Genomic DNA, 21,334 nt, shown 5'->3' with positions numbered 1-21,334 from the left:
AAGAAAAGATGCATTATATCGTTAAAATTTGTTGGAGGCAGCACGGCTGGCGGGTAAGTTTGCTAGAATGCTTGCCGCATGGTCGATAATGTTAAAACGCAAGGAAAACGAAATGATCGGACAATTTGAAATCCACGGCGGCGTGAAAAAATCGTTGCAGGAATATCTTGATAATCAAAGCATAACTTTGCAGCAGGCAATGGATGCGGAAGAAACCAATAAAGAAGTGGCTGCGATTATCCACGCAGGTTTGCCCGCTATGGTAAGAAAAATTTATTCGCTGCCCAAAATGGAAACTTTTTTCTGGGAAAAGAAAGAATTGATGGTTGAATTTGTGGCACAGCGTTTGGCTGCGACGGATAAAAAGCCCAAGGGCAGTAAAAACAACAATCAGAAAAAACGTTGAAAAAAAACGTTGAAACAGTATTTGAAATGCCTGTCTGAAAATGTTCAGACAGGCATTGTTGATTAAAGCAATTGCCGGCCGCGCTTCATTCGGGCATCTTGATGATTGTTACTGAAATCGGAGATGTTTGGTTTAGGCTCAGAATATAACGGATATCTTTAAAGCCGGCTAACCATGTTTGTACTGCTATAAAGCTTTTTCAGACAGGCATTATTAATAATATGCCTGTCTGAAAGTTTGTACCAAGCTAACCCAGCTTGCATTGCATGCGCACGGTTTTTACCGCAGCATCCAGTTTGGCCGCGTTTACCTCGCCGGCAATACTATGGCGCTTATCGCACTTGTCTGCATAAACCACGGTATAAGGAACGCCGCCGAATTGATTGTCGAGCGTTTTCATAAAAGCGCGGCTGTCATCACCCGAATAATGCCAAATCGGGTAAGCAACCGGTGTTTTCTGTAGAAACTGACCAATGCTTTCCTGCTTATCAATCGCCACACCCACCAGCGACACTTTTCTCTTATCCTGTTTTTGATACCACGCCGACATAGCCGGCATTTCTTTGCGACAAGGTGCACACCATGTCGCCCAAATGTTAACGACTTTAACCTGCCCGGGAAGGGCGCCCATATTTTGCGGCTTACTGCTTTTCCAGTCTTGCAAATCAGCGGCAGACACCTGCACAGCACCCACAGCCGCCAACAACACCATTAATTTTTTCATCATATTTCCTTGTTAAACCGTATGCTGCCCGTTTGACGGGAGATTACGCGCGACAAAACATTAACGCTGGCATACAATAACGCAATAAGTAATGCCTGTCTGAAAACAGCTTAAATATCGAAAACCAATTTTACCCGCAAATCATGGCAAATATCATCCTTTACCACAATCCCAAATGTTCCAAATCGCGAGATGCGCTTGCCCTGCTGGAAAGCAGAGGAATTCAGGCCGAAGTAATCCGGTATCTGGATACACCGCCCGACTTCGCCACGCTGCTGCATATTTTTCAAAAGCTGGGGTCGGATTCCCCGCGCAGCATGATGCGCGTGAAAGACGAGCTGTATAAAAGCCTCGGTTTGGATCAGCCAGATCTGAGTAACGAGCAGCTTTTACAAGCAATTGCAGAACATCCCGCCCTGTTGGAGCGCCCGATTGCCGTTGTCGGCGACCGTGCCGCAGTAGGCCGACCGCTAGATAACATTGAGGCGATTTTACCTTAAAAGCCCGCATGAACGTATTCAAAACAGGAAAAAGCCTGCTGCGCTATTTTTTCGTCGGCATATTCTCCAGCCTGATGCTGCCCGCTCTGCTGATGCTTTATTGCGCTTTTGATGTTTACCAAACCGGCAATGCCAAGCCCCAAACGCTGTATGCCGATGCCGCCGTGGTGCTCGGCGCTGCCGCGTGGGGCAAAAAACCTTCGCCCGTATTCAGGGAGCGCATCAACCATGCCATTGCACTTTACCAAAGCCAGCGCGTGGGCAAGCTGATTTTTACCGGAGGCACGCCGAAAGAAGGCTATATGACGGAAGCAGAAGTGGGCAGGCTTTATGCTTTGAAGCAAGGTGTGCCGAAAAAAGATATTCTGTTCGAAAACACCTCGCGCGACACTTTTCAAAATCTGCAAAACATCCGCAAAATTCTACGCGATAACGATATCGACACAGTCATTCTTGTAAGCGACCCTTACCATTTGGCACGCGCACGCACGATTGCCCATGATTTAGGCATCGATGCCGTTACCTCCGCCACCCCAACCAGCCGCTTTACCGAAGAGGGCAAGCGCCGTCGTTTTTTGATGCAGGAAACTTATGCATTGTTCAGCTACCGTTGGAATTATTGGAGCGAGCGCATTTTAAGTACTTTGCATTTGGCTTGAAATATTCGCCTAAACACAAAAAGCCTAAACAATCAATGTTTAGGCTTAATAAATTTGGTGGGTCGTGAAGGATTTGAACCTTCGACCAACGGATTAAAAGCCAGTCCTAAAATGTAACTATTTGAAAACATTAATCAGTGATGTCTGTATAATACAGACTTAATCCCCTGTTTTTTATATGAATCCGTCATAAATTGAACACAAGAGCTTATCCACAAAATGGCCATGCTGAAATATCTATTTTGACCAGAGAATTAAGAGGAGACCGTAAACCAAGAATGGCTTTGAAAGTAGCTCTTTAAGTCTTGCTACAAGCAATACTTAGTATTATACGGGTTTTATGCGGCAGTGAGCGATTCGTTTTGTTGTGATCTATATAATAGGGGGTTAGGAAGCAAATATCTTAAAAGTGGTTACGCGACATCTTTAGCAAGAGCTAATGTAGGTCTCTTTTGTGAGGATTAAAGAGAAACTCTATTTTTTTCAAGTGTAAGTAAAAAGAGTGTTTAAGGTAGTGTTATACCATTAAACTTCACTAATCTGTTTTTCACATGACTCTAGTTATCTAGGACAGCTACTAATATTGGGTTTCAATACTACGAGTCGCTGCTCACATTAGGCATACTGCTAATTAAGGTACAACCACAAGCTGTTTGGCAGCCCTCTAGGGCAACGGCTTTACCATCAAAAGATATGGTTTCGCTGCCTTCAATAATAGGGTTAATTCCATGGCCAGGGAGGGGGCAGCTAACCAAGTCACCAACTAAAGCTGCTGGTTTGCCATCGATGATCATTTGAGACGAAGCTTCGATGACATTCCCGCCGTGAGTAGTTTCATCTCCTAAGCGTATAATCCCTTTCATTTCTGTACCTCTGTGCCAATTAATAAATGGTTCAAGCAAATTATGCCTTATTTGTAAATAATTCTGCTTTAAATGTCCTAACTTCGGTTTTTTATGAGGATAAATGGGTTTCTGAAGTGTAGAGCAAACTCAAGTTTACTAAGCCGTTTTTATTTGGCCATGCGAATAATAGTTGATGTTGTTGATTGAGATTGTACGTTGCCAAAGCCAATGCCAAACAAGCCATATTGACAGAAGGAGTACCAATGCAAGCATCAATATTCAGAATGGCAGCCTGTTTTTTTTCATATGATAAATTAATACCTGATTTAAATATAGCTGTATTCAATTGTATGGCTTCATTTTGTGAGATACCGACTGACCAAAAAACTTCTATTTCTTTTCCCACTAAGCCGTACCCCTTGAATTGCTTTGAAGCAACCCCTAGTAACTGTTTATCCGATATATCAATATCAATCGGGCGTTGGATAAAGGCTTGAATAGGTAGTTTATTTTGCTTTGCCCATTCAGTTGAAGTTAGAGCTACCCAGCTAATATGTTCTGTAAATTCGGAGAATTGGTCATCGTGATTATGTGCAACCGAAAAGATGATATTTAGCCCTTCAATAGTATTTTCAAACCAATGATCTATCAAATCCAACTGTATACCTGTCTGACACAGCTGAGGTTTCAAAGAGGATTGTATATTCATACTATTTAGACTGGCTTCAAGATACTCAATATGTTTCTGGTAAGTATCTTCATCTTCTGCTTCAACATAGATATTAATTTTATTGTTTTGTACTTTGTGCAAAAAATTAATTATCTCTTTAAGGCATTTGGTATAGATCGTAGAAATATGATCATCTGAATCCAAATCGGTGGAAAAAGTATAAATATGCCCCTTATTATCTATACTATTTGGTATCAAGATTCTGGCTGTATCAAATGTTGTAGGTAGATGAAAACTACTATCTACCAGTGCCAATTTTTTCTGGGCCCATAAAATCCAACGTTGGCGGATATTGTCTTTTTCCTGTTCCCATGCTTTGAATTGGCTGTCCTGATTCATTTTCCAGATAAAAACTACAAATAAACTTAGTAACCATAACAACAGTGGGAAGCCAATCAATAACCATAACAAGGAGCGATTTTCGTTGCTCCATAATTTCCAGATGAAAGGGGCAGCTATAAGATAGAGCACAATTAGCCCAACAAACCATAATCCAACATTGCTTTTGGAGGCAGGCTTAACAACATCGGGAATTTCAGGAATAGGCCAAGTCATGATTTATTGTATAACATAAAAAATTATGGGTTTTGTGGTAATATAAAAATAGGCTAAAGCATAAGTGCTAAGGCATAAGTAATGATGTACTTAATGTAAATTCATCGTGTTGTTCTCGGTATGTTCAGGGCTGACAAATGTATTATTTTCTCACCACTCGCCTGCAGAATTATTTAAAACCTGCTCGAAACACTCAATCTCAGCCAGCATACCATGGCTGCTGTAAAAATTATGTCCTTGTCTCAAACCCCCTTATTAATTAGGCAGATTATTTGTTGTCACTATTTAACATCAAATCAATCATTAAGATCAAATCAATCACATTAATGCTGAAGGCATCGGCAATCCCCTATAAGCGCAGTAGATTTTGGTCGATCTTACCCTGTTCAATTTAGGTATAACGACTAACCGACAATCTCAACTGACCACCGTATCTTCTAAAGCCCTATGATGTTGTGATTATGTCTGAACAATAGCGGAAGATGGCTGGAGATACAAGAGTGGTGTTTGGGGTCTATAGTTAATCAACTTAACTTTTACTACGGCGGTGCTGCGCCTTAGCTCAAAGAGAACGATTTTGTAAGCTGCTGAAGCAGCAACAAAATCAGTCCCATACTATCTGTACTGTCTACGGCTTGCTGCAGGGTTTTTAACTGCTGCTTTGGTGTCCCGAAGTTAAAACGAAACACACATTCTTTCAAGAACAGAGGAAAAGATTTTCGGTCGATTCCGTTGTATTTGCGCAAGACACGTTTCGCCTGATTCCAAAAATTCTCAATGCCGTTGATATGGTTTTGCCGGTCGGCAAACTTTTTGCCGTGATTAATCCTGTAATGGTGAAAACCGCTGACATCCAACACGTCGTAACTGCTCAGGCAGTCCGTATAAACTACGCTGTCAGGCCTGATTTTCCTTGTAATAACAGGAAATAAGCTTTCCTTTTGGGCATTATTCACGACAACCGTATAAACCTTGCCTCCACGTTTAAGGATACCGAAACCACCACTTTACCTGCTGCTCCCCTACCGCGCTTTCCTTTACCCTTCCCGTCGAAATAGCGCTCATCCAATTCTATAGAACCCTCAAAAACCTGATCTGCTTCCAAAGCCAAATGATGGCTGATAACAAGACGGATTTTGCGGTAAAAGAGAATGGCCGTATTGGGCTGAATACCCAAGATATCGGCAGCCGAACGTGCGGTTACTTCCAATACAAAATATTCAAGCAGTTTTCTTTGCAGAATCTTCTTTAGCTTACAGTGGTTATCTTCATTTTGGCAGCCTATCATGACTGCTAATCTACTTCAGTCCTTAAATTAAGTTAATTTACTATATAATACAATGAATTAGATTGACTTATTTCATGAAAAATAGTACAGATAATTAAACTATTTTAATCAAATAATTATTTTTGATAAATTAACTTTTTATCATATAATTTAAATGACTATTTCTTTTTTTACATTAATCCCATAGTCGTTACTTTATTCATACCGCTTATTTGATTATTTGAGCGTCATTGATAGTTATGTGTTTATATTGCGAAACGCAATATTTTTTGAACCTTTTAATGCATATCCCCTCAATAGACAGATGCAAAATTTAATCAATCAAAATAATGCAAATTGAATAAAAAATAAATGAAAAGTCATAAAAAAACAACACAAACACCAATTATCTGTTTTTTTGACCGTTTATAATTGATTTTGTAATGAAATAATAACGGAAGTGTTGTACTATTTGGGAGCTTTGTAGATTATGAAATCAGAGTCGATAACCATGAATAATACCAATATAAAGGCTTTTGAATTAAGCCAAGATCACATTACAACGGGTAAAGACGAACCATTTTTAAATGCTGTTTTCGAGCCCGAATTGGCACAAGCTTTGCCGCAGGACGGATTGGAAACTGCTTTAACCGAAGCGGTTTCTGCTCCGGAATATGATGGCAACACGTTGTCTGGTAACGAGTATGCAGCCAATGGATTGAATCCGGTGGCGATTGACTTGCCGCAAGATGCAGGCGTGGAAGCAACGGAAATACAGGCAGCAGAGGCTGCCGGTTCTTCGGCCTATCCTTGGCTGGCCGGTTTGGGCTTGGGCGGCGGGCTGATTGCCGGCCTGGCTTCTTCAGGCGGCGGTTCGGGCTCCGATTCCCATGGAAAAAATACCGAGGCCAAGCCTAAGGCTGCTCCGGTTATTCCGGTTGCACAGAACAAGCCGGTAGAGAACCGTGTGGAAAAGGTTGCCGGACAAGATGAAGAAGCGGTTGGGCATCAAATAGACGACAAAGTTTCCGACAGTGTCCCGGTTGAAGAGCTAATCAGTTTGCCGGGCGAAGAAGAGAGCAAACAGGAAGCGGCCGCTTCTGTGCAAATAACAGAGAGGGCTGGGCCTGAAACACAGGCCCAGCCGGTAGTGCAGCCGAGGCAGCCTTTAGCGCAGCCTGTGCCTGCCGAAGAAGAGCCGCAAGTAACGGCTTCATTAAATCATAACGAGAAGGAAGCGCTTGAGTCTGATGAACCTCAATCCGAGGAAGAACCAAGCAGCAGACCGAATGTTACTGAAGAGCAAGCTGCCGAACAAAGCAGTGTTCCCGAAGTAACAAACGAAATACCTCAAAACAACGAGAAGGTTGCTGTAGAGCCTTCCACTGTTGGCAGTGTGGAAATTGCTGAGTCGGAGGCGGAGGGTCTGGCCGGCCCCGCTGCCAAAGCACAGAATGAAGAAAACCCAAATACTCTTGCTGAAATATCCAAAAAACAGGAGATTGATTTGACTACTACTGGCCCAAAAACAGTAACAACCAGCGCATTCATAAGCAGTAACGTACCGTCGGGTGCTTCGTATACCGTCGTGAAAAATGCGGCGGAAGCTGCGAAAGCTGCCGCGGGCAACAGCGGATTGAAGCATATCGTCATCAGCGACGGCGACCACCACACTTTGTTTACCAAAGGTGCGGGCGGAGACTACACGGTGAAGTGGGGCTCCGGCACATGGGGCGCTACGTTTAAAGACAGTGTTTCGGTTGCCGCATTCCACAATGGCGGCGGCGACATTACTTCCGCATTGCAATCGGCCATCAACATCGCGGCTAAAAAAGGCTTGGGCGTAGAGATGCCGACCGACGGCACTTTCGTTTTGAGCGGTAAAGGCGCGGTTGTTTTGGCAGGTACCGATTATCTGAGCGGCAACAATTCCACTTTGGTTTACAAAGATATTACCAGCGGCTTTAAGAGCGGCATCACGCTTGCAAAAAACGTGAAAGATGTGGAGATCGAAGGTTTCAACTTCGATTTGCAGAATCTGGAAGGCGTGCGCGGCATTGCAGGTATCAACAGCAGCGGCGTAACCATTGAAAACAATAACTTTGTTAATGTGAAAAACAGGGCCATCAGCTTTGTCACGCAAGACGGCAACATTGATGATCTGACCATCAAAAACAACAATATTGTTTTGAAAGAGGGTGTGAAGAGCGATGCCAATTCGAACTATGCCATTGTTCTTTACAACCAGTCTGAGTCCAGCCTGTATTCAGGCAGCTTGACCAAGTGGCACGAATACCGCGGCGACAAGAAAGTCGCCGACAATAAATATCAGATTACCGACGCGCTGATTACCGGCAACAAAATCACAGGCGGCTATTACGGCATCTCTTTTTCAGGGGTAAGCAACAGCACCATCAGCAATAATGTTATCAGCGAGAACATGCGTAATATTTCTATGCAGAACCGCAGCGATAACAACAAGGTAATCAACAACTATCTGACCGAAGGTAAATCTTCTGCGGTACATATCGCTTATATGTCAAACAACAACACGGTCAGCAAAAACATCGTTTCCAGCTCCAAGGCGAGCGGCCAAGGTTTGTTGCAGGCTTACCAAGGCAGCCAAAACAACAAATTCACCCACAATGAAGTCAATGTTACCAGCAAGCTGGGAACCGGCTGGATGCTCTATACCGGTACCGATTCCAACGGTACGGTATTCGGCCACAATACCTTAAACGGTAATGTAAACCGCAAAGTGGTGGGTGTGGAGTCGATTTGGGACAGCAATTCATCCAACGGTGTGGTGGGCGCTTATATGCCGCGTCCGCTGACCCTGCATGATATTGTGACCAAACAGAACTACACCACTAGCTATAACGGCGGTACCGGCGATTTGAACGATGTGCGCGTAACCGATAATATTATCGCCAGCAATGCCACCAACAAGCAGGTTTCCGTGTTGTTTATGGGTGCGGAAACTTCCAACGGTCTGTATGGCAATGAGAACTTGGTAGGCGACATCAACAACCTGAAGTTTACCGGCAATCATGTGATGGGCGGAGGCTTCTATAAGTTTGTGGACACACATACCAACGGCGCCGACATCAACGGCTTTGTCAACCAGCATAACGGCGATATGAAAGGTACGGTGCAGAACTATGTAGGTTCGGCAGCCAACAACGCCTATTTTATCGACAATGTTCACGATACCGTTAAAGAGTCTGCCAACGGCGGCAAAGACACGGTATACAGCACGGTTGATTACACGCTGTCCGATAACGTGGAAAATTTGGTCTTGCTCAATATCCGGCCTATCAACGGTACGGGCAATGATCTGGATAACCTGATCAAAGGCAACGTGGGGGCCAATGTATTGGACGGCGGTTTGGGCAACGATGTACTAATCGGCGGCGAGGGCAGAGATGTTCTGACCGGCGGCGAGGGTAATGATACGTTCCTGTTTAACGCCCAGTTAAACGGTGAAGTGGATCGTGTAACCGACTTCAGCGCCGACAGCGACAAGCTAGGCTTAAGCACGTTGGTGTTCGGTGCCTTGGAAGGCGACTGGTTTGCCCAAGCCAACGCGGTAACCAGAGAGACCCGCGTGATTCAAAACGGCAACAAGCTGTTTTATGATGCCGACGGCTCCGGTAAATACTTCAGCGCGGTGCAGTTTGCCGAGTTGGACGGTGTGGACTACGAATTAAGCGCTTCCAACTTCACCATTTATTAATGCCGGAAAGCAGCCGGTAAACCGAATGGTTTTATCATACCCGATATGATTTGATGATTCGGCTTGCCGGTTGGTTTAACAGCGTTGAGTTAATGCCTGTCTGAATGTTTTCAGACAGGCATTCTTCGTTTACGCCTATTCGGCGATATAATCTACCCATCGTTTCCAATCGGAGCCGGCCCTTATGCAAGCAGCCCCCAATACCCCGCACAAAGCAGCTTCTGCTTCCTATTTTGACACCGTGATTATCGGTGCCGGTGCCGCCGGCATGATGTGCGCCGCACGGATAGGGCAGGGTGGAAAAAGCGTGGCATTGCTGGACCATGCCGTGAAAATCGGCGAAAAAATCCGCATTTCGGGCGGCGGCCGCTGCAACTTTACCAACCGCAATTTAGACGGCGGCGACGGTTCGCCTTATTTCGTGTCGCAACAGCCGCGCTTTGTGCGACATGCCCTATCGCGCTATACCAGCCGGGATTTTATCGCGCTTGTGGAACAACACGGCATTGCTTATCACGAAAAACACAAAGGGCAGATGTTTTGCAACGGCAGCGCTACGGAAATCATTGCCATGCTGAATCAGGAGTGCGCAAAAGGGCGGGTTCAATGGCATACCGGCTGCCCGATCAAGGCCGTGTCTGCGGTTCAGACAGGCATTGCACGCTTTGCAATAGAGAGCGGCAGCGGCGTGTTTCATTGCCGCAATCTTGTGGTTGCCACCGGAGGATTGGCTGCGCCCGCAATTGGCGCCACGCCTTTCGGTTATGAACTGGCCAAACAGTTCGGCCACAGCATCGTGCCGCCCGAAGCTGCTTTGGTGCCTTTGCGTTTTGAACATTGGGCGCAACACGGCTACCACACATTGTCGGGCATCGCCTTGCCCGTGCGTATCAGCACAGGCGAAGGCAAGGGGAAAACCACTTTCGACGAAGATTTACTGTTCCGCCACAAAGGCTTGAGCGGCCCGGCCATTTTGCAGATTTCCAGCTACTGGCAGCCCGGTCGTTTGCTGCATATTGATTTATGCCTGCATACCGATGTGGCGCAGGCTTTGTGCGAGGGCAAAACCGGCCGCAAAATCCAACTCAACACCGCGCTCAAACAACTTTGTCCCGAGTTGCCCGAAAGGCTGCTGGATTTCTGGCTGGCGCAAGAAGCATTTGCGCCTTATGCCGCGCAGAAATGGGCCGACATTCCCAACGCGGTTTTGCAGCAGCTGGGCGGCAGCTTGAACGACTGGGCATTGCTGCCCAGCGGCAGCGACGGCCATAAAAAAGCCGAAGTAACCCGCGGCGGTGTGAATGTAAAAGAAATCGAAGCCAAAACCATGCAAAGCAAGCGGCAACCGGGTTTATATTTTATCGGGGAGGTGATGGACATCACCGGCTGGCTCGGCGGCTATAATTTCCAATGGGCATGGGCATCGGCGGTGTGCGCGGCGGAGGCGGTGTGTGCGGAATGAAGAATCTTGATAAAGAATAAGTTTATTCGCCGTAAGGCCTGTCTGAACCTGTTTTCAGACAGGCATTTTTAATTGAAAACAGCAGGTTGCTTTTCAGTAAGGTATTTCCAATAGCGTTGCGGCATGTGTTGGCGGTGCAACCGGGGATTGCGTCGGGATGGAATATTGCTGCTGTTGAAATAGCGTTGCCAAAGGGCTTGGTAGCTGCGTTCATTCGGGGCGTGCGCCGCTTGGATGCGGTGGGCTTCAAGCCCGTTGATTGCGTGCAGGCCGTTTGGGTCGCTTAAGATGCCGTAATGGCGCTGCATATCGAATATCGCCCATTGCTGTTGCGGATAACGGTTGCGGAAATGGTGCACAATCAAGGGCAACACATCGTATTGAGGTTCGATACGCGCGAGATACAGACCGTCCGCCAGCTCTTCAAAACGCACAAATGCCTCCATGCGGTGTTTTTCGTGACCCACGGTTTTAACCCATTGCGCCCATTGCATAACGTCGAAATGGCCGTAATCGCTGAGTACGTCTGTGCGTGCAGGGCGTGCCAATATCAGGCGGACAAGGCGTAGGAAGGTGTCGGGCATTTCGGGCAGGGCGATTAAAAAGCCGTACAGCAATTTGATCATGCCTTTACGGCCGATTTGCCGTTCGAGCTGTTTGAATACGCGTTGGGCACGTTCGGGGGAGGAGGCAACGGTTTCGCTGCGGCTGAATAAATCCGTATCCTGCGCATCATGGGTAATGTGTACGTTTTCAGGAGCGTATTTGCAGGCGTAAACATGAAACACCGTGCTTAACAGGCCGTCGAAGCTGCCGTCGTAGTGCAAAGTGATTTGCATAATGTTGACCTTTTCGTTATCAGCCGAACAAATCGCTTTGCACGGCATCGCTTTGGCTGAATTTGGAGCGTGTGTTTTGTAAAAGCAGGCCGCGCAGTTGCGGGCTGTCGATTAAGTCGGCGTAGCGGTTGGGTTCGGGTAGGGTGATGAAATAGCGTGCGCGGTTGAGCGCCACGCCCATTTTGCGCAGCTGTGCCATGGTAATCATGCGGAAGCGGCGGGCCTGCACGATTTCTTTTGCTGTGGCTATTTGCATCTCCAAATCACCTTCATAAATATCTTCCGTCATTTATCTTCCTTTCAAAAAATCATTCATATCTTTTTTGGGGCTTAGGAAGCAAAATTCATTTTAAAGGATCTTTCCGCAACATTCCCAACAGCACTTTATACAAATCATCATGCCTGTGATTGAAGCGGAACTCGGTTTCTTTTAAATGCAGGTAAAACGTATGCTTCGGCACACCGTTAAATTGTACAAAGCAGCTCCAAAAGGATTTGATACCGTTGATATGCTGGGTACCACGGGCAAATTCATTATCACCATGACGCACTCTGAAATGCTTCGCAAAGCCCATATCGACCAACCCCTGATAACCGCGCTATCCATCAGTATTGATGACGCTCTCAACAGAGATATGTCCCTGATAACCTTTTGTAACGTTGCTTTTGAAGCATCGGAAACGATTTCGGTATAAACCTTGTCACCTCGTTTGAGTATGCCGAAAACAATCGTTTTACCGCCTGCACCTCGCCCGCGTTTGCCTCGGATACGTTTGGCACCGAAATAGGATTCGTCCAATTCCACTATGCCGCAGAAAGGTGTCTGCCACTCACATTCGTCAGCCAATCGTCGCCGTAGTTTCAGGTACAGGCTGTTGATGCTTCTGACACTAATCCCTGTCAATTTGGCGGTATCAGAAGCGGTCAGATCTAAGGAGAAAAACCGTAGGATTTGACGGAATTTGGGCTCGGTAATTTTGCTGAACTTTTGGTACTTGTTTTTTAATTTCATTTCAGAAGCTTATCATTATATTTGGTGATTTTGCTTCCTAAGCCCCATATAATTTATCAAACTGGCAATACCATTGAACCAGTTATCAATCCACAAAATCAGGTCATCGGATTTTTGGATGAAAGCAGCGATTTAAATAAAGAAAAGGAATTATTCTTCAGAGACTTAACAGGAAAAACATTAAAACAACTACAATGTGGCAGCTCATATTATTACTGGAGAAATAATCAACTATTTTTTTATACTATTAATTTGGAGAACCAATCCCTGTGTGTGGAAGATATAAGTGGCAATATCAAACAATACCCGTGGCCTTATGAAAGAATCGTAGCTGCCAACGTCTTCGGCGAACATTTTCTGACCATTACGGATGATTATTATACAAATACCGAAACTTACGACTTAATAGATATCAATTCCGGGATGGCTAAGGAATTGTTTCGATATTCCAAGCCAGATATTAAGTATTTGGGCAGCTCGATTACTGACATTAACAGTAAGACCGAATTTATCGCTTGCGATAAGCAAAACTCCTGTAAGAAACTCTAGCGTTGTTTACAGTATTTGAAAGACAATACTGCCATGAACATCCATAAAAACACCCGCCTTACCCCGCACCAACGCCAAGCCGTTTGGCGCGCCTATACGCAGGATAAAATCACCGTTACCTCACTGGCCCGGCAATACCAAGTCAGCAGGGTTACCATTTACCGCATCCTAAAGGCCGCACGGCTGCAGCTGCTCGCACCACAAAACAGCACCAACAACCGTTTCAAACAGGCCAAATACGGAATGAAGCGTTTGGCAAAAGTGGAAAAACACATCGAAGAAAAGCTCAAGAAACAGGCCAAACGCTACAACAAATCCTATCCCGGCGAAATGGTGCATTTCGACACCAAACGACTGCCTTTGTTGCAAAACCAAAAAGCAACCGCCTCGAGAGATTACCTGTTTGTCGCCATTGACGACTATTCCCGCGAACTGTATGCGGCCATTTTGCCCGACCGTACAGCGGCTAGTGCGGCCAAGTTCCTTTTGCGTGATGTGATTGACTGTTGTCCTTATACCATCGAATGTGCCTATTCGGATAACGGCATGGAATACCGTGGCAATGCGTCGCATCCGTTTGCGGTTGCCTGTGTGCAGAACAACATCAACCAGAAGTTTACCCGTATTGCCCGACCGCAGACCAACGGTAAGGCAGAACGGGTAATCCGCACCCTGATGGAAATGTGGCATGACAAAGTTCCGTTTATGGATTCGGAACACAGGCAGAAGGAATTGTGCCGTTTTGTGAATTTTTATAATACGGTTAAGCCGCATAAGGGCTTGAAGGGCGATACGCCTTTTGAGGTTTTACAGGCTTATTTTTCTCAATCTGTTGTGTAAACAACGCGAGGATTTCTTACACCATGTTGCCAAGTAATGCCGATGCTGTGTTTTATCCGGCAAAGCCGATTATTTCAGGGTATATAGCAGGGATGGTTTGGTGTTTGACAGTCGTATCCATGTCGGGCAGATGCCCGGCGCAGCTATCGATTATGAATTACACCGCAATGAGCGGGAACTCGAGAAGATTCGGGCGGATTTTCAAAAGAACGCCCATCTTTTATCCTCTGCCCAAAAGCAGGTAATACAGGCGGGCGAAGCCGTAATAAACGGGCTTTCGCCTGCCGAACAGATGCAGGCACGGATTAATCTGTATGGGCGTTTGTTAGCCCAAATTAAAGAGCGGCATCCGCCATTGGGCGGCCCCGAACCCGAACGTTGAAAGCTGCCGGAACCTTTTCAGGCAGCTTTCTTCACTTCTATATATTTCAACAAAGAAGTAATAACAACAATCCTCCCGCAGGGGGGCAAGTCGGGCTTGGGCTTGCCGGTTGAGTAGGCTGCCGCAGGTGCCGGAGCGGTCGGCATGGTCAAGTTCGGCTTGGGGGCGTGGGGACGTTTCGGGCGGATGTACGGAGCCGGGAACCGGGCTGCTGCGGGCTGGATTTTGACAAACGGGCTTTCCCTTCTGTCATTTTCAGGCCGTCTGAAACCGTCTCTTTCAGACGGCCTGCTATATTAAAAATTGAAGATTACTTGCTCGATTGTCCACCAAGTCTTAGGGTAGGCTTCCCTAAATTCATCAATTTCTCATAGATTTTCTTTATCATCAATTCATGAGTCATAAATAAATTTTCCATCAGAGCCTATGAAATGTGTTGCTCTTATGCAACTATTCCTTATGCTGGCCTCTGCATTGGCGACATTTTCCAGCATCAGCAGATTAGTTAAAGCTACAGTATCCAGCCTTGTATTGGGGGGAATATCCCCTTTCAAACAGTCTGAAAATAACTTCTCATACGTTGCGCGGGGCAATAATGCAAATGTTTCCGTCATGGTGCCGACCTCGTAATCTGCACATGTTTGCGGCAGTAAATCGTAAGTAAAATCTAAACTTCCTTTTAAGGACGAAGCAAAAATTTCTATGCAGTCGTCCGCGGTTAAACCATCATTCAAACCATTCATATCACGCCACATCGTCATAAACACTTCCCGCATCTGCTTCGGGTGAAGTTGAGATATTTGAGTGAGAATGTGGTCAACATTGTTTACTTGCATTGTTCCGTCTCTATAACTTCTTTAGCATTTTGAATCCCTTTCGCTGCTATCTCTTTTTCAAACCATGCTGCGGGGTTTACATAAAAATCAGGCGGAAAATCCAACTCAACATTAAAATCAATATTGGTATTCCGCCAAAACCAATGGGCGGCAATATCGAGTGCACCGTAAAAACAGATTTCCAAACAGCATCCCATCAGCGCATATTCAAACGAGCTATAGAAGCCTCCATATAGACTTTGACCATTTTTCGGCTTTCGCCCGCCGCTAATAGCATTCGGTGCAGACAGCAATAAAGGTCTATATCAAAAGTTACGGTTAAGTCCCGATAATATTCGCTCAAGCAGTCCAACTCTTCATCCGTGCAGCCGATATAGTCAAGCTCGCTATCCAATTCGGCTACCATCAGGCGGCTGCCGTCATTTCTGTATTCAAACCGATATTTCATTTTTATTTCCTGTTTTAAGCCGTCAAAACAAAACAAGCTGTTCTTTAAGCGTAAGTATGCGTTGCGGAATTACCGTAATCGGATTTTCTGTGCTTTCTGCTGCTTCTTTCTTGTCAGCGGATATTCTGTCCGCCATTGCCTGACCGAAGCCGCCAAGTATCCAATCGGCAGTACACCAAGCCGCCCAAAATTGGTTAGTCAAACTGTTACCATGCACGATTTTGGCGGGGATACGGTAAAGCTGGCATTGGATGAAACACATCCAAACGCACAAGGTATCAATATCAATTCCGATAGCGGCCATGTGCTGTGCAGGTGTGTAGCCAAGTGAACGGACGTTTTCGGCAAAAGCAATCATATTCGCCCCGCTGCCGCAGGTAGGTTCTAAAACGCTTACAAATGGCTCGGTTTTCAGCTTTTCGGCCAAGTCTTGATTGACAATGGCCGCCATCAGTTTGCTGATGTTGTAAGGGGTAAAATATTGCCCGCTGTTTGAGTTGCCTAATCCAAAGTCCATGTATAAGCAGCCTAAAATATCGGAAAATAAGCCTTGTTCTCTGTGGCTATGGGTTTCAACAATCAATAAGCCCAATATTTCAGCAAACCGCTTAAAATCACTTTCCGCATACTGTGTGCGGATTTCGTGATAACGGTTCTCTCTTTCTTCCCACTTATCGTTAAATGCGTATTGGTTAATCAATACAATGGCGGTTACTTCAATAAAATCCCTCTTAGATTCGAATTTCAAGTGCAACACTCAGGCAGTAGAGGTTGGAACAGATTCAAGAATAAAACACTTGGCGTTTCATAGCCAAGTGTTTTTCTTGGCCTATGGTTCAGTTCATCCTGAACCCTGCGTATTTCCCGCTCACTAATGTTGCGGAAATCGGTTTGTTTGGGGAAATATTGGCGGATGAGTCCGTTGGTGTTTTCATTCAGCCCTTTTTCCCAAGAACGGTAGGGGCGGCAAAAATAGGTTTCCGCCTCCAATGCTTGGGCTATTCGGATGTGTCGGTAGAATTCTTTGCCGTTATCCATGGTAATGGTATGGACTCTGGCTTTATGCGCCTTCAATACCTTGATGACGGCGTTGGCAGTGTCTTTGGCTTTGAAGTTCTTCAACTTGCAGATGATGGTGTAGCGGGTAACCCGCTCGACCAAGGTCAGTAATGCGCTTTTCTGATCTTTGCCTACGACGGTGTCGGCTTCCCAGTCGCCGATGCGGGATTTTTGGTCGACGATGGCGGGTCGGTTTTCAATGCCGACGCGGTCGGGTACTTTGCCTCTGCTCCATGTACTGCCGTAGCGTTTACGGTAGGATTTGCCGGCTATTCCGAGATGCTGCCGCAAAGTGCCGCCGTTGCTTTTGTCTTGACGCAGATAGCGGTAAATGGTGCTGTGGTGGAGTGTGATTTGGTGGTGTTTGTGCAAATAGGCGCACACTTGCTCGGGGCTGAGTTTGCGGCGGATGAGGGTGTCGATGTGTTGAATCAGCCGGGAATGGAGCTTATAGGGCTTTCTTTTGCGCTGCTTGGTAAGCCGGCTTTGCTGTTGGGCTTTTTCGGCACTGTATTGCTGCCCTTGTGGGCAGTGCCGTTTGATTTCGCGGCTGATGGTGCTTTTATAGCGGTTAAGCCGTTTGGCGATTTCGCTGATGCTATGGTGGCGGGACAGGTATTGGATGTGGTATCGTTCGTCTTGGGTCAGTTGTGTGTAGCTCATATGCAATCTTTACTTGCAGGAAAGGCCGTATGCTACCGCATACCGGCCTTTTTCTGTTATGGAAAGTTGCACTTCAAATCCGAATCCGCCCTTTATCCGGTTTGCTCGGCGGGGGTTTATTCTTTTTTTCTGCCAGAGCCCGCTGTTGGGCTTGTATGATCTCTTCATACTCTCGCCGCAGCTTTTCGTCTGCCTGTTTTTGATTTGTTTCGGAAGAGAGTGCGGATTTGTTTAAATCCGATAAGAGAAAACCGTAGCAGCCGGAGGCGATCGCATTTTCCATTTATGTCCAAACCTTTATTATGGATGATTTGAAGCTGCTTGAGTAACGTCTTCTTGCCTTTAATGGAAACTTTATTGCCTGTATCAATCCGCATATCTAAGAATGCGTGCCACAAATCCAGCGGTACCCAGTTGTCCAACCGGAAGTTGTCGCGGTCTATGATGAATTGGCTTGAGAAGCCTTTGGGGAGTTTCAATCCGCGTGCTTGGTAGCATTTTTCCAATAGTTTTTCCCGATTGAGCAGCCAGTGCATTTTACCGTGCACGCCGCTACGTCGGTATTGCAGCACACCAAGCTCCAGTAATCCTTTGCGTGCTTTTTCGTATCCCCGTCGGGTCAAACCCAATTCTTTATTTTTAATCGGCTGCCGTTTTGTAGAGCCAGCCTTTTCGCTCGGGCTGCGCATCGTTGACTTGGGACCACCAAAAGAGATTGCTCAGTAGGTTTGCCGCCTGCAAATTTGAACCGCACATGACAATAAATTCATTGTGTACTACAGAGAATTTGTTGGAAAGATGAGGGCGCAGATCGGCGATTAGCATTTAATGGTTTACGTTTAACGTTATGCGTTATATAATATATCCATGATTCAAACTTTTAACTGCAAACACACCGAGCAGCTGTTCCAAGGTCGCTGCCCATTGAAATTCAGGGCTATCCGAAAGACAGCGGAGCGCAAACTGCAAATGTTGGATTCTGCCGTTACTGTGGATTTTCTGCGTTCCCCGCCCGGCAACAGACTTGAAGCACTCAAAGGCAGCCGTACCGGACAGTTCAGCATCCGCATCAATGACCAATGGCGGGTTTGCTTCCGTTTTGAAAACGGTCATGCCTACGATGTTGAAATTGTCGATTACCATTAAGGAGCCACGATGAATAACCAAATGAGACCCATACACCCCGGCGAAATTTTGCGCGAAGAATACCTGATTCCGCTGGGTATAACGGCCAATGCCCTGTCTGTTGCCCTGCATGTTCCCGCACCGCGCATTAACGACATCGTGCGCGAAAAGCGGGGCATCAGTCCCGACACCGCCTTGCGGCTTGCCCGCTATTTCGGCGGCGATGCACAAAGCTGGCTGAACCTGCAAAACGCCTACGATCTGAAAGTGGCGGAACAGTCTCTGAAACAGGAAATCGACCACATTATCCCTATGCAGGCATAAACAACCGCAACAACCGCCATACAACGGAACCGTAACAGGCTCTGTTTTTTTATGTGTGTATAGGAGCATAAATTCGTCATAGATTTGGACGAATTTTTCGCTTAGGTAGGGGCGGATATCGGCTATGAGCATTTTTGGAGTCTGCTGATTATTCTTTGACTTTTTGAACCCGCGTCACTTGATACAGGCGCGGATTTATTTTCACTTTTCCACCTGTAAGTATTTGGATTCGGTACGCCTGTTTTTCAGGAACAACGTTATGCCATTGACTGACAGCAGAAGGACTTATTCCTAGCGCTCTTGCAACAGCTATTTTGGTTCCATAAAAAGCAATAACATCTTTAAGTAAGCATAATGAACATTTCTTTTTTAAGTTTGCTTAAATTATAGGTATAAATAATACTTAAACAACATGAGTTAAGATAACTTAAAGCCAAGTTATTTTGAGATGGGGTTGATTGTTCAAGCAAATACTATTGGAGAGAGAATTCGTAAAATGAGAAAAGGCATGAACTTAACTCAGCAAGATTTGGCCAAAAAGCTGAAAGATGTATCTCATGTCGCAATTTCTCAATGGGAATCAAACACGACTAAACCCAATGCGGAAAACTTGTATGAACTATCAACACTATTCGGCTGTGATTTTGGATGGCTACTAAAGGGGATTGAAAGTGAATCCAGTAATGCGAGATTAATTCCAAAAATTTCTTCGGTGCAAATTCCTCTTCTACGCTATGAAGATGTTTTTGAGTTTGATGTCACTCATCCTGAAATAGTAACCACAGTAGAGTTCATCATGAGCGATATAAAAAGTTCAAAAATCACGTTTGCCCTCAAACTCAAAGGCGATTCAATGGAAGATGCATTTTTAAATGGAGACATCATTATTATTGACCCAATGGAAAAGCCTGAACCTGGTGAGTTTGTATTGGCAATAGTAGGAGAAGATGTGCTATTTAGAAAATATCGAATTGATAATCTTGGGCAATTCAGTCTCCAGCCCTTAAATTCTGACTATCCCGTAATTTCATCAAATGACACAGAGATTCAAATTGTTGGCATAATGGTTGAACACAGAATTTATAGGCGTAAGCGATAAATGAAAGCCTGTCTGAAAATTTTCATTTCAGGCAGGCTTTTTCTTAAATCCGTATTAAGACATCGACAGATATTCCGAGCTTATCATGTAACTGACAAATTATCGATAATGTAAGCGGTTTAGTTCTGTTTTTGGATAATTGTCAATTGATTACTTAGAGTTAATTAAGTTATTTTAAAGTGTCTGAATTTTAGTATGCCTTCATTTATTTTTCGTTTCTTTTTTGCTTTTCAGTTAGCTATAACGCTAGTAATGCTTCATTTCCCGATCAACTTCTTTCCCGCCACACATTTTGCCTGCTGCAAGATCAGCTAATCCTCTCTTCACTTCTGTGCGCACATAGGCTTCATATTGCTGATAGTCTATATTTTTATCATGACTATCAAATACCGATATAGCAGCCCCTTGCTCTAACTAAATAGATATTTTAAGTAATCTGAAAAAGTTTAGATATCTCAATTTTTAAGATTTAACTCCATTAAATAATATTTATAGGGGCTGAAGTAGATTAGCCCTAAATACCACACCAAAGCCGCAGGGTTTTTAACTGCTGCTTTGGTGTCCCGAAGTTAAAACGAAACACACATTCTTTCAAGAACAGAGGAAAAGATTTTCGGTCGATTCCGTTGTATTTGCGCAAGACACGTTTCGCCTGATTCCAAAAATTCTCAATGCCGTTGATATGGTTTTGCCGGTCGGCAAACTTTTTGCCGTGATTAATCCTGTAATGGTGAAAACCGCTGACATCCAACACGTCGTAACTGCTCAGGCAGTCCGTATAAACTACGCTGTCAGGCCTGATTTTCCTTGTAATAACAGGAAATAAGCTTTCCTTTTGGGCATTATTCACGACAACCGTATAAACCTTGCCTCCACGTTTAAGGATACCGAAACCACCACTTTACCTGCTGCTCCCCTACCGCGCTTTCCTTTACCCTTCCCGTCGAAATAGCGCTCATCCAATTCTATAGAACCCTCAAAAACCTGATCTGCTTCCAAAGCCAAATGATGGCTGATAACAAGACGGATTTTGCGGTAAAAGAGAATGGCCGTATTGGGCTGAATACCCAAGATATCGGCAGCCGAACGTGCGGTTACTTCCAATACAAAATATTCAAGCAGTTTTCTTTGCAGAATCTTCTTTAGCTTACAGTGGTTATCTTCATTTTGGCAGCCTATCATGACTGCTAATCTACTTCAGCCCCAATATTTTAGAAAAAACTATTTTCTCTCTAGTTACTCTCGTAACAATAGGGGCTTTCCTCTGGCCTTTC

The 21,334-nt window shown here is 45.2% G+C and carries 25 protein-coding genes and 3 pseudogenes; 11 read left to right on the top strand and 17 right to left on the bottom strand.

Going from position 1 to position 21,334, the window contains the following annotated elements:
• The first annotated feature begins 112 nt into the window (after window positions 1-112).
• Window positions 113-406: a hypothetical protein gene (locus EL143_RS02515; protein WP_085416881.1), complete on the top strand. Its 294-nt coding sequence runs from the start codon at window positions 113-115 to the stop codon at window positions 404-406.
• A gap of 247 nt (window positions 407-653) precedes the next feature.
• On the opposite strand, the gene EL143_RS02510 is transcribed toward EL143_RS02515, so the two are convergent.
• The gene (locus EL143_RS02510) at window positions 654-1,130 is read right to left on the bottom strand and encodes a TlpA disulfide reductase family protein (RefSeq protein WP_085416879.1); all 477 of its coding nucleotides are present in this window, start codon (window positions 1,128-1,130) and stop codon (window positions 654-656) included.
• A 143-nt stretch (window positions 1,131-1,273) separates the two neighbouring features.
• Here EL143_RS02510 and arsC point away from each other — a divergent pair, with 143 nt between their 5' ends.
• Window positions 1,274-1,630 (top strand): arsenate reductase (glutaredoxin), encoded by a 357-nt coding sequence (gene arsC / locus EL143_RS02505; protein ID WP_085416877.1) that lies wholly within the window; start codon window positions 1,274-1,276, stop codon window positions 1,628-1,630.
• 8 nt (window positions 1,631-1,638) lie between these two features.
• Complete coding sequence (locus tag EL143_RS02500) at window positions 1,639-2,289, top strand: YdcF family protein (RefSeq protein ID WP_085416875.1); 651 nt, start codon at window positions 1,639-1,641, stop codon at window positions 2,287-2,289.
• 596 nt (window positions 2,290-2,885) lie between these two features.
• On the opposite strand, the gene EL143_RS02495 is transcribed toward EL143_RS02500, so the two are convergent.
• The 3 genes and pseudogenes from EL143_RS02495 to EL143_RS02485 all read right to left on the bottom strand — a co-directional run bounded on the left by EL143_RS02495 (window position 2,886) and on the right by EL143_RS02485 (window position 5,707).
• Entirely contained in the window at window positions 2,886-3,191 is a 306-nt protein-coding gene (locus EL143_RS02495) for a PAAR domain-containing protein (protein WP_232001329.1), read from the bottom strand.
• 52 nt (window positions 3,192-3,243) lie between these two features.
• Window positions 3,244-4,419: a hypothetical protein gene (locus EL143_RS02490; RefSeq protein WP_085416872.1), complete on the bottom strand. Its 1,176-nt coding sequence runs from the start codon at window positions 4,417-4,419 to the stop codon at window positions 3,244-3,246.
• 557 nt (window positions 4,420-4,976) lie between these two features.
• Window positions 4,977-5,707, bottom strand: a pseudogene (locus EL143_RS02485) (IS1595 family transposase).
• A 490-nt stretch (window positions 5,708-6,197) separates the two neighbouring features.
• On the opposite strand from EL143_RS02485, the gene EL143_RS12545 reads away from it, so the two are divergent.
• Complete coding sequence (locus EL143_RS12545) at window positions 6,198-9,422, top strand: calcium-binding protein (RefSeq protein ID WP_269471232.1); 3,225 nt, start codon at window positions 6,198-6,200, stop codon at window positions 9,420-9,422.
• Between the two features lie 184 nt (window positions 9,423-9,606).
• Window positions 9,607-10,884 carry a BaiN/RdsA family NAD(P)/FAD-dependent oxidoreductase gene (locus EL143_RS02475; RefSeq protein ID WP_085417552.1) on the top strand — a complete coding sequence of 426 codons (1,278 nt, stop codon included), beginning with the start codon at window positions 9,607-9,609 and terminating at the stop codon, window positions 10,882-10,884.
• A 68-nt stretch (window positions 10,885-10,952) separates the two neighbouring features.
• On the opposite strand, the gene EL143_RS02470 is transcribed toward EL143_RS02475, so the two are convergent.
• The 3 genes and pseudogenes from EL143_RS02470 to EL143_RS02460 form a co-directional block, all read right to left on the bottom strand.
• Window positions 10,953-11,723, bottom strand: a complete 771-nt coding sequence (locus EL143_RS02470; RefSeq protein ID WP_085417554.1) for a TIGR03915 family putative DNA repair protein — start codon at window positions 11,721-11,723, stop codon at window positions 10,953-10,955.
• Window positions 11,724-11,742: 19 nt separating this feature from the next.
• On the bottom strand, window positions 11,743-12,012 hold the full coding sequence (locus EL143_RS02465; RefSeq protein WP_232001327.1) for a hypothetical protein: 270 nt from the start codon (window positions 12,010-12,012) through the stop codon (window positions 11,743-11,745).
• 55 nt (window positions 12,013-12,067) lie between these two features.
• Window positions 12,068-12,735, bottom strand: a pseudogene (locus tag EL143_RS02460) (IS1595 family transposase).
• A gap of 21 nt (window positions 12,736-12,756) precedes the next feature.
• On the opposite strand from EL143_RS02460, the gene EL143_RS02455 reads away from it, so the two are divergent.
• From EL143_RS02455 to EL143_RS02445, 3 genes are all read left to right on the top strand, one after another.
• Entirely contained in the window at window positions 12,757-13,284 is a 528-nt protein-coding gene (locus EL143_RS02455) for a hypothetical protein (RefSeq protein ID WP_085417551.1), read from the top strand.
• A 33-nt stretch (window positions 13,285-13,317) separates the two neighbouring features.
• Window positions 13,318-14,124: an integrase core domain-containing protein gene (locus EL143_RS02450; RefSeq protein ID WP_126326518.1), complete on the top strand. Its 807-nt coding sequence runs from the start codon at window positions 13,318-13,320 to the stop codon at window positions 14,122-14,124.
• A 100-nt stretch (window positions 14,125-14,224) separates the two neighbouring features.
• On the top strand, window positions 14,225-14,506 hold the full coding sequence (locus EL143_RS02445; protein ID WP_232001326.1) for a hypothetical protein: 282 nt from the start codon (window positions 14,225-14,227) through the stop codon (window positions 14,504-14,506).
• A 17-nt stretch (window positions 14,507-14,523) separates the two neighbouring features.
• Here the strand turns inward: EL143_RS02445 and EL143_RS12815 are convergent, their stop codons facing one another.
• From EL143_RS12815 to EL143_RS02410, 8 genes are all read right to left on the bottom strand, one after another.
• On the bottom strand, window positions 14,524-14,652 hold the full coding sequence (locus EL143_RS12815; protein WP_269471231.1) for a hypothetical protein: 129 nt from the start codon (window positions 14,650-14,652) through the stop codon (window positions 14,524-14,526).
• A 246-nt stretch (window positions 14,653-14,898) separates the two neighbouring features.
• Complete coding sequence (locus EL143_RS02440; RefSeq protein WP_232001324.1) at window positions 14,899-15,342, bottom strand: hypothetical protein; 444 nt, start codon at window positions 15,340-15,342, stop codon at window positions 14,899-14,901.
• On the bottom strand, window positions 15,333-15,527 hold the full coding sequence (locus EL143_RS02435; RefSeq protein ID WP_126326515.1) for a hypothetical protein: 195 nt from the start codon (window positions 15,525-15,527) through the stop codon (window positions 15,333-15,335). The genes EL143_RS02440 and EL143_RS02435 overlap by 10 nt, the downstream gene beginning before the upstream one ends.
• Before the next feature lie 11 nt (window positions 15,528-15,538).
• A complete protein-coding gene (locus tag EL143_RS02430; protein WP_085417565.1) occupies window positions 15,539-15,790 on the bottom strand; it encodes a hypothetical protein in 252 nt (83 codons plus the stop codon).
• A 22-nt stretch (window positions 15,791-15,812) separates the two neighbouring features.
• A complete protein-coding gene (locus tag EL143_RS02425) occupies window positions 15,813-16,538 on the bottom strand; it encodes an N-6 DNA methylase (RefSeq protein ID WP_232001323.1) in 726 nt (241 codons plus the stop codon).
• Window positions 16,535-17,512 carry an IS30 family transposase gene (locus EL143_RS02420; protein ID WP_085417567.1) on the bottom strand — a complete coding sequence of 326 codons (978 nt, stop codon included), beginning with the start codon at window positions 17,510-17,512 and terminating at the stop codon, window positions 16,535-16,537. The genes EL143_RS02425 and EL143_RS02420 overlap by 4 nt, the downstream gene beginning before the upstream one ends.
• A 164-nt stretch (window positions 17,513-17,676) precedes the next feature.
• Window positions 17,677-18,135: a hypothetical protein gene (locus EL143_RS02415; RefSeq protein WP_085417568.1), complete on the bottom strand. Its 459-nt coding sequence runs from the start codon at window positions 18,133-18,135 to the stop codon at window positions 17,677-17,679.
• Between the two features lie 16 nt (window positions 18,136-18,151).
• Complete coding sequence (locus tag EL143_RS02410; RefSeq protein WP_085417569.1) at window positions 18,152-18,337, bottom strand: hypothetical protein; 186 nt, start codon at window positions 18,335-18,337, stop codon at window positions 18,152-18,154.
• Window positions 18,338-18,379: 42 nt separating this feature from the next.
• On the opposite strand from EL143_RS02410, the gene EL143_RS02405 reads away from it, so the two are divergent.
• The gene (locus EL143_RS02405) at window positions 18,380-18,658 is read left to right on the top strand and encodes a type II toxin-antitoxin system RelE/ParE family toxin (RefSeq protein ID WP_085417570.1); all 279 of its coding nucleotides are present in this window, start codon (window positions 18,380-18,382) and stop codon (window positions 18,656-18,658) included.
• A gap of 9 nt (window positions 18,659-18,667) precedes the next feature.
• Complete coding sequence (locus EL143_RS02400; RefSeq protein WP_085417571.1) at window positions 18,668-18,961, top strand: HigA family addiction module antitoxin; 294 nt, start codon at window positions 18,668-18,670, stop codon at window positions 18,959-18,961.
• Between the two features lie 148 nt (window positions 18,962-19,109).
• On the opposite strand, the gene EL143_RS02395 is transcribed toward EL143_RS02400, so the two are convergent.
• Window positions 19,110-19,250 carry a Cro/CI family transcriptional regulator gene (locus EL143_RS02395; protein ID WP_232001361.1) on the bottom strand — a complete coding sequence of 47 codons (141 nt, stop codon included), beginning with the start codon at window positions 19,248-19,250 and terminating at the stop codon, window positions 19,110-19,112.
• A gap of 159 nt (window positions 19,251-19,409) precedes the next feature.
• On the opposite strand from EL143_RS02395, the gene EL143_RS02390 reads away from it, so the two are divergent.
• The gene (locus EL143_RS02390; protein WP_085417572.1) at window positions 19,410-20,060 is read left to right on the top strand and encodes a LexA family protein; all 651 of its coding nucleotides are present in this window, start codon (window positions 19,410-19,412) and stop codon (window positions 20,058-20,060) included.
• 514 nt (window positions 20,061-20,574) lie between these two features.
• Here EL143_RS02390 and EL143_RS02385 read toward each other — a convergent pair.
• Window positions 20,575-21,242, bottom strand: a pseudogene (locus EL143_RS02385) (IS1595 family transposase).
• Between the last annotated feature and the right edge of the window lie 92 nt (window positions 21,243-21,334).

Origin of the sequence: Neisseria canis (genome assembly GCF_900636765.1) — a bacterium.
Lineage (GTDB): Bacteria > Pseudomonadota > Gammaproteobacteria > Burkholderiales > Neisseriaceae > Neisseria > Neisseria canis.
The sequence above is the reverse complement of the archived record's forward strand: the minus strand, read 5'-3'. Positions and strand labels throughout refer to the sequence as shown.

Bases quoted from the DNA above. Each gene is read 5' to 3' on its own strand.
- EL143_RS02515 (WP_085416881.1), top strand. From the start codon at position 113: ATGATCGGACAATTTGAAATCCACGGCGGCGTGAAAAAATCGTTGCAG.
- EL143_RS02510 (WP_085416879.1), bottom strand. From the start codon at position 1,130: ATGAAAAAATTAATGGTGTTGTTGGCGGCTGTGGGTGCTGTGCAGGTG.
- arsC (WP_085416877.1), top strand. From the start codon at position 1,274: ATGGCAAATATCATCCTTTACCACAATCCCAAATGTTCCAAATCGCGA.
- EL143_RS02500 (WP_085416875.1), top strand. From the start codon at position 1,639: ATGAACGTATTCAAAACAGGAAAAAGCCTGCTGCGCTATTTTTTCGTC.
- EL143_RS02490 (WP_085416872.1), bottom strand. From the start codon at position 4,419: ATGACTTGGCCTATTCCTGAAATTCCCGATGTTGTTAAGCCTGCCTCC.
- EL143_RS12545 (WP_269471232.1), top strand. From the start codon at position 6,198: ATGAATAATACCAATATAAAGGCTTTTGAATTAAGCCAAGATCACATT.
- EL143_RS02475 (WP_085417552.1), top strand. From the start codon at position 9,607: ATGCAAGCAGCCCCCAATACCCCGCACAAAGCAGCTTCTGCTTCCTAT.
- EL143_RS02470 (WP_085417554.1), bottom strand. From the start codon at position 11,723: ATGCAAATCACTTTGCACTACGACGGCAGCTTCGACGGCCTGTTAAGC.
- EL143_RS02465 (WP_232001327.1), bottom strand. From the start codon at position 12,012: ATGACGGAAGATATTTATGAAGGTGATTTGGAGATGCAAATAGCCACA.
- EL143_RS02450 (WP_126326518.1), top strand. From the start codon at position 13,318: ATGAACATCCATAAAAACACCCGCCTTACCCCGCACCAACGCCAAGCC.
- EL143_RS12815 (WP_269471231.1), bottom strand. From the start codon at position 14,652: ATGCCGACCGCTCCGGCACCTGCGGCAGCCTACTCAACCGGCAAGCCC.
- EL143_RS02440 (WP_232001324.1), bottom strand. From the start codon at position 15,342: ATGCAAGTAAACAATGTTGACCACATTCTCACTCAAATATCTCAACTT.
- EL143_RS02430 (WP_085417565.1), bottom strand. From the start codon at position 15,790: ATGAAATATCGGTTTGAATACAGAAATGACGGCAGCCGCCTGATGGTA.
- EL143_RS02420 (WP_085417567.1), bottom strand. From the start codon at position 17,512: ATGAGCTACACACAACTGACCCAAGACGAACGATACCACATCCAATAC.
- EL143_RS02410 (WP_085417569.1), bottom strand. From the start codon at position 18,337: ATGCTAATCGCCGATCTGCGCCCTCATCTTTCCAACAAATTCTCTGTA.
- EL143_RS02405 (WP_085417570.1), top strand. From the start codon at position 18,380: ATGATTCAAACTTTTAACTGCAAACACACCGAGCAGCTGTTCCAAGGT.
- EL143_RS02400 (WP_085417571.1), top strand. From the start codon at position 18,668: ATGAATAACCAAATGAGACCCATACACCCCGGCGAAATTTTGCGCGAA.
- EL143_RS02390 (WP_085417572.1), top strand. From the start codon at position 19,410: ATGGGGTTGATTGTTCAAGCAAATACTATTGGAGAGAGAATTCGTAAA.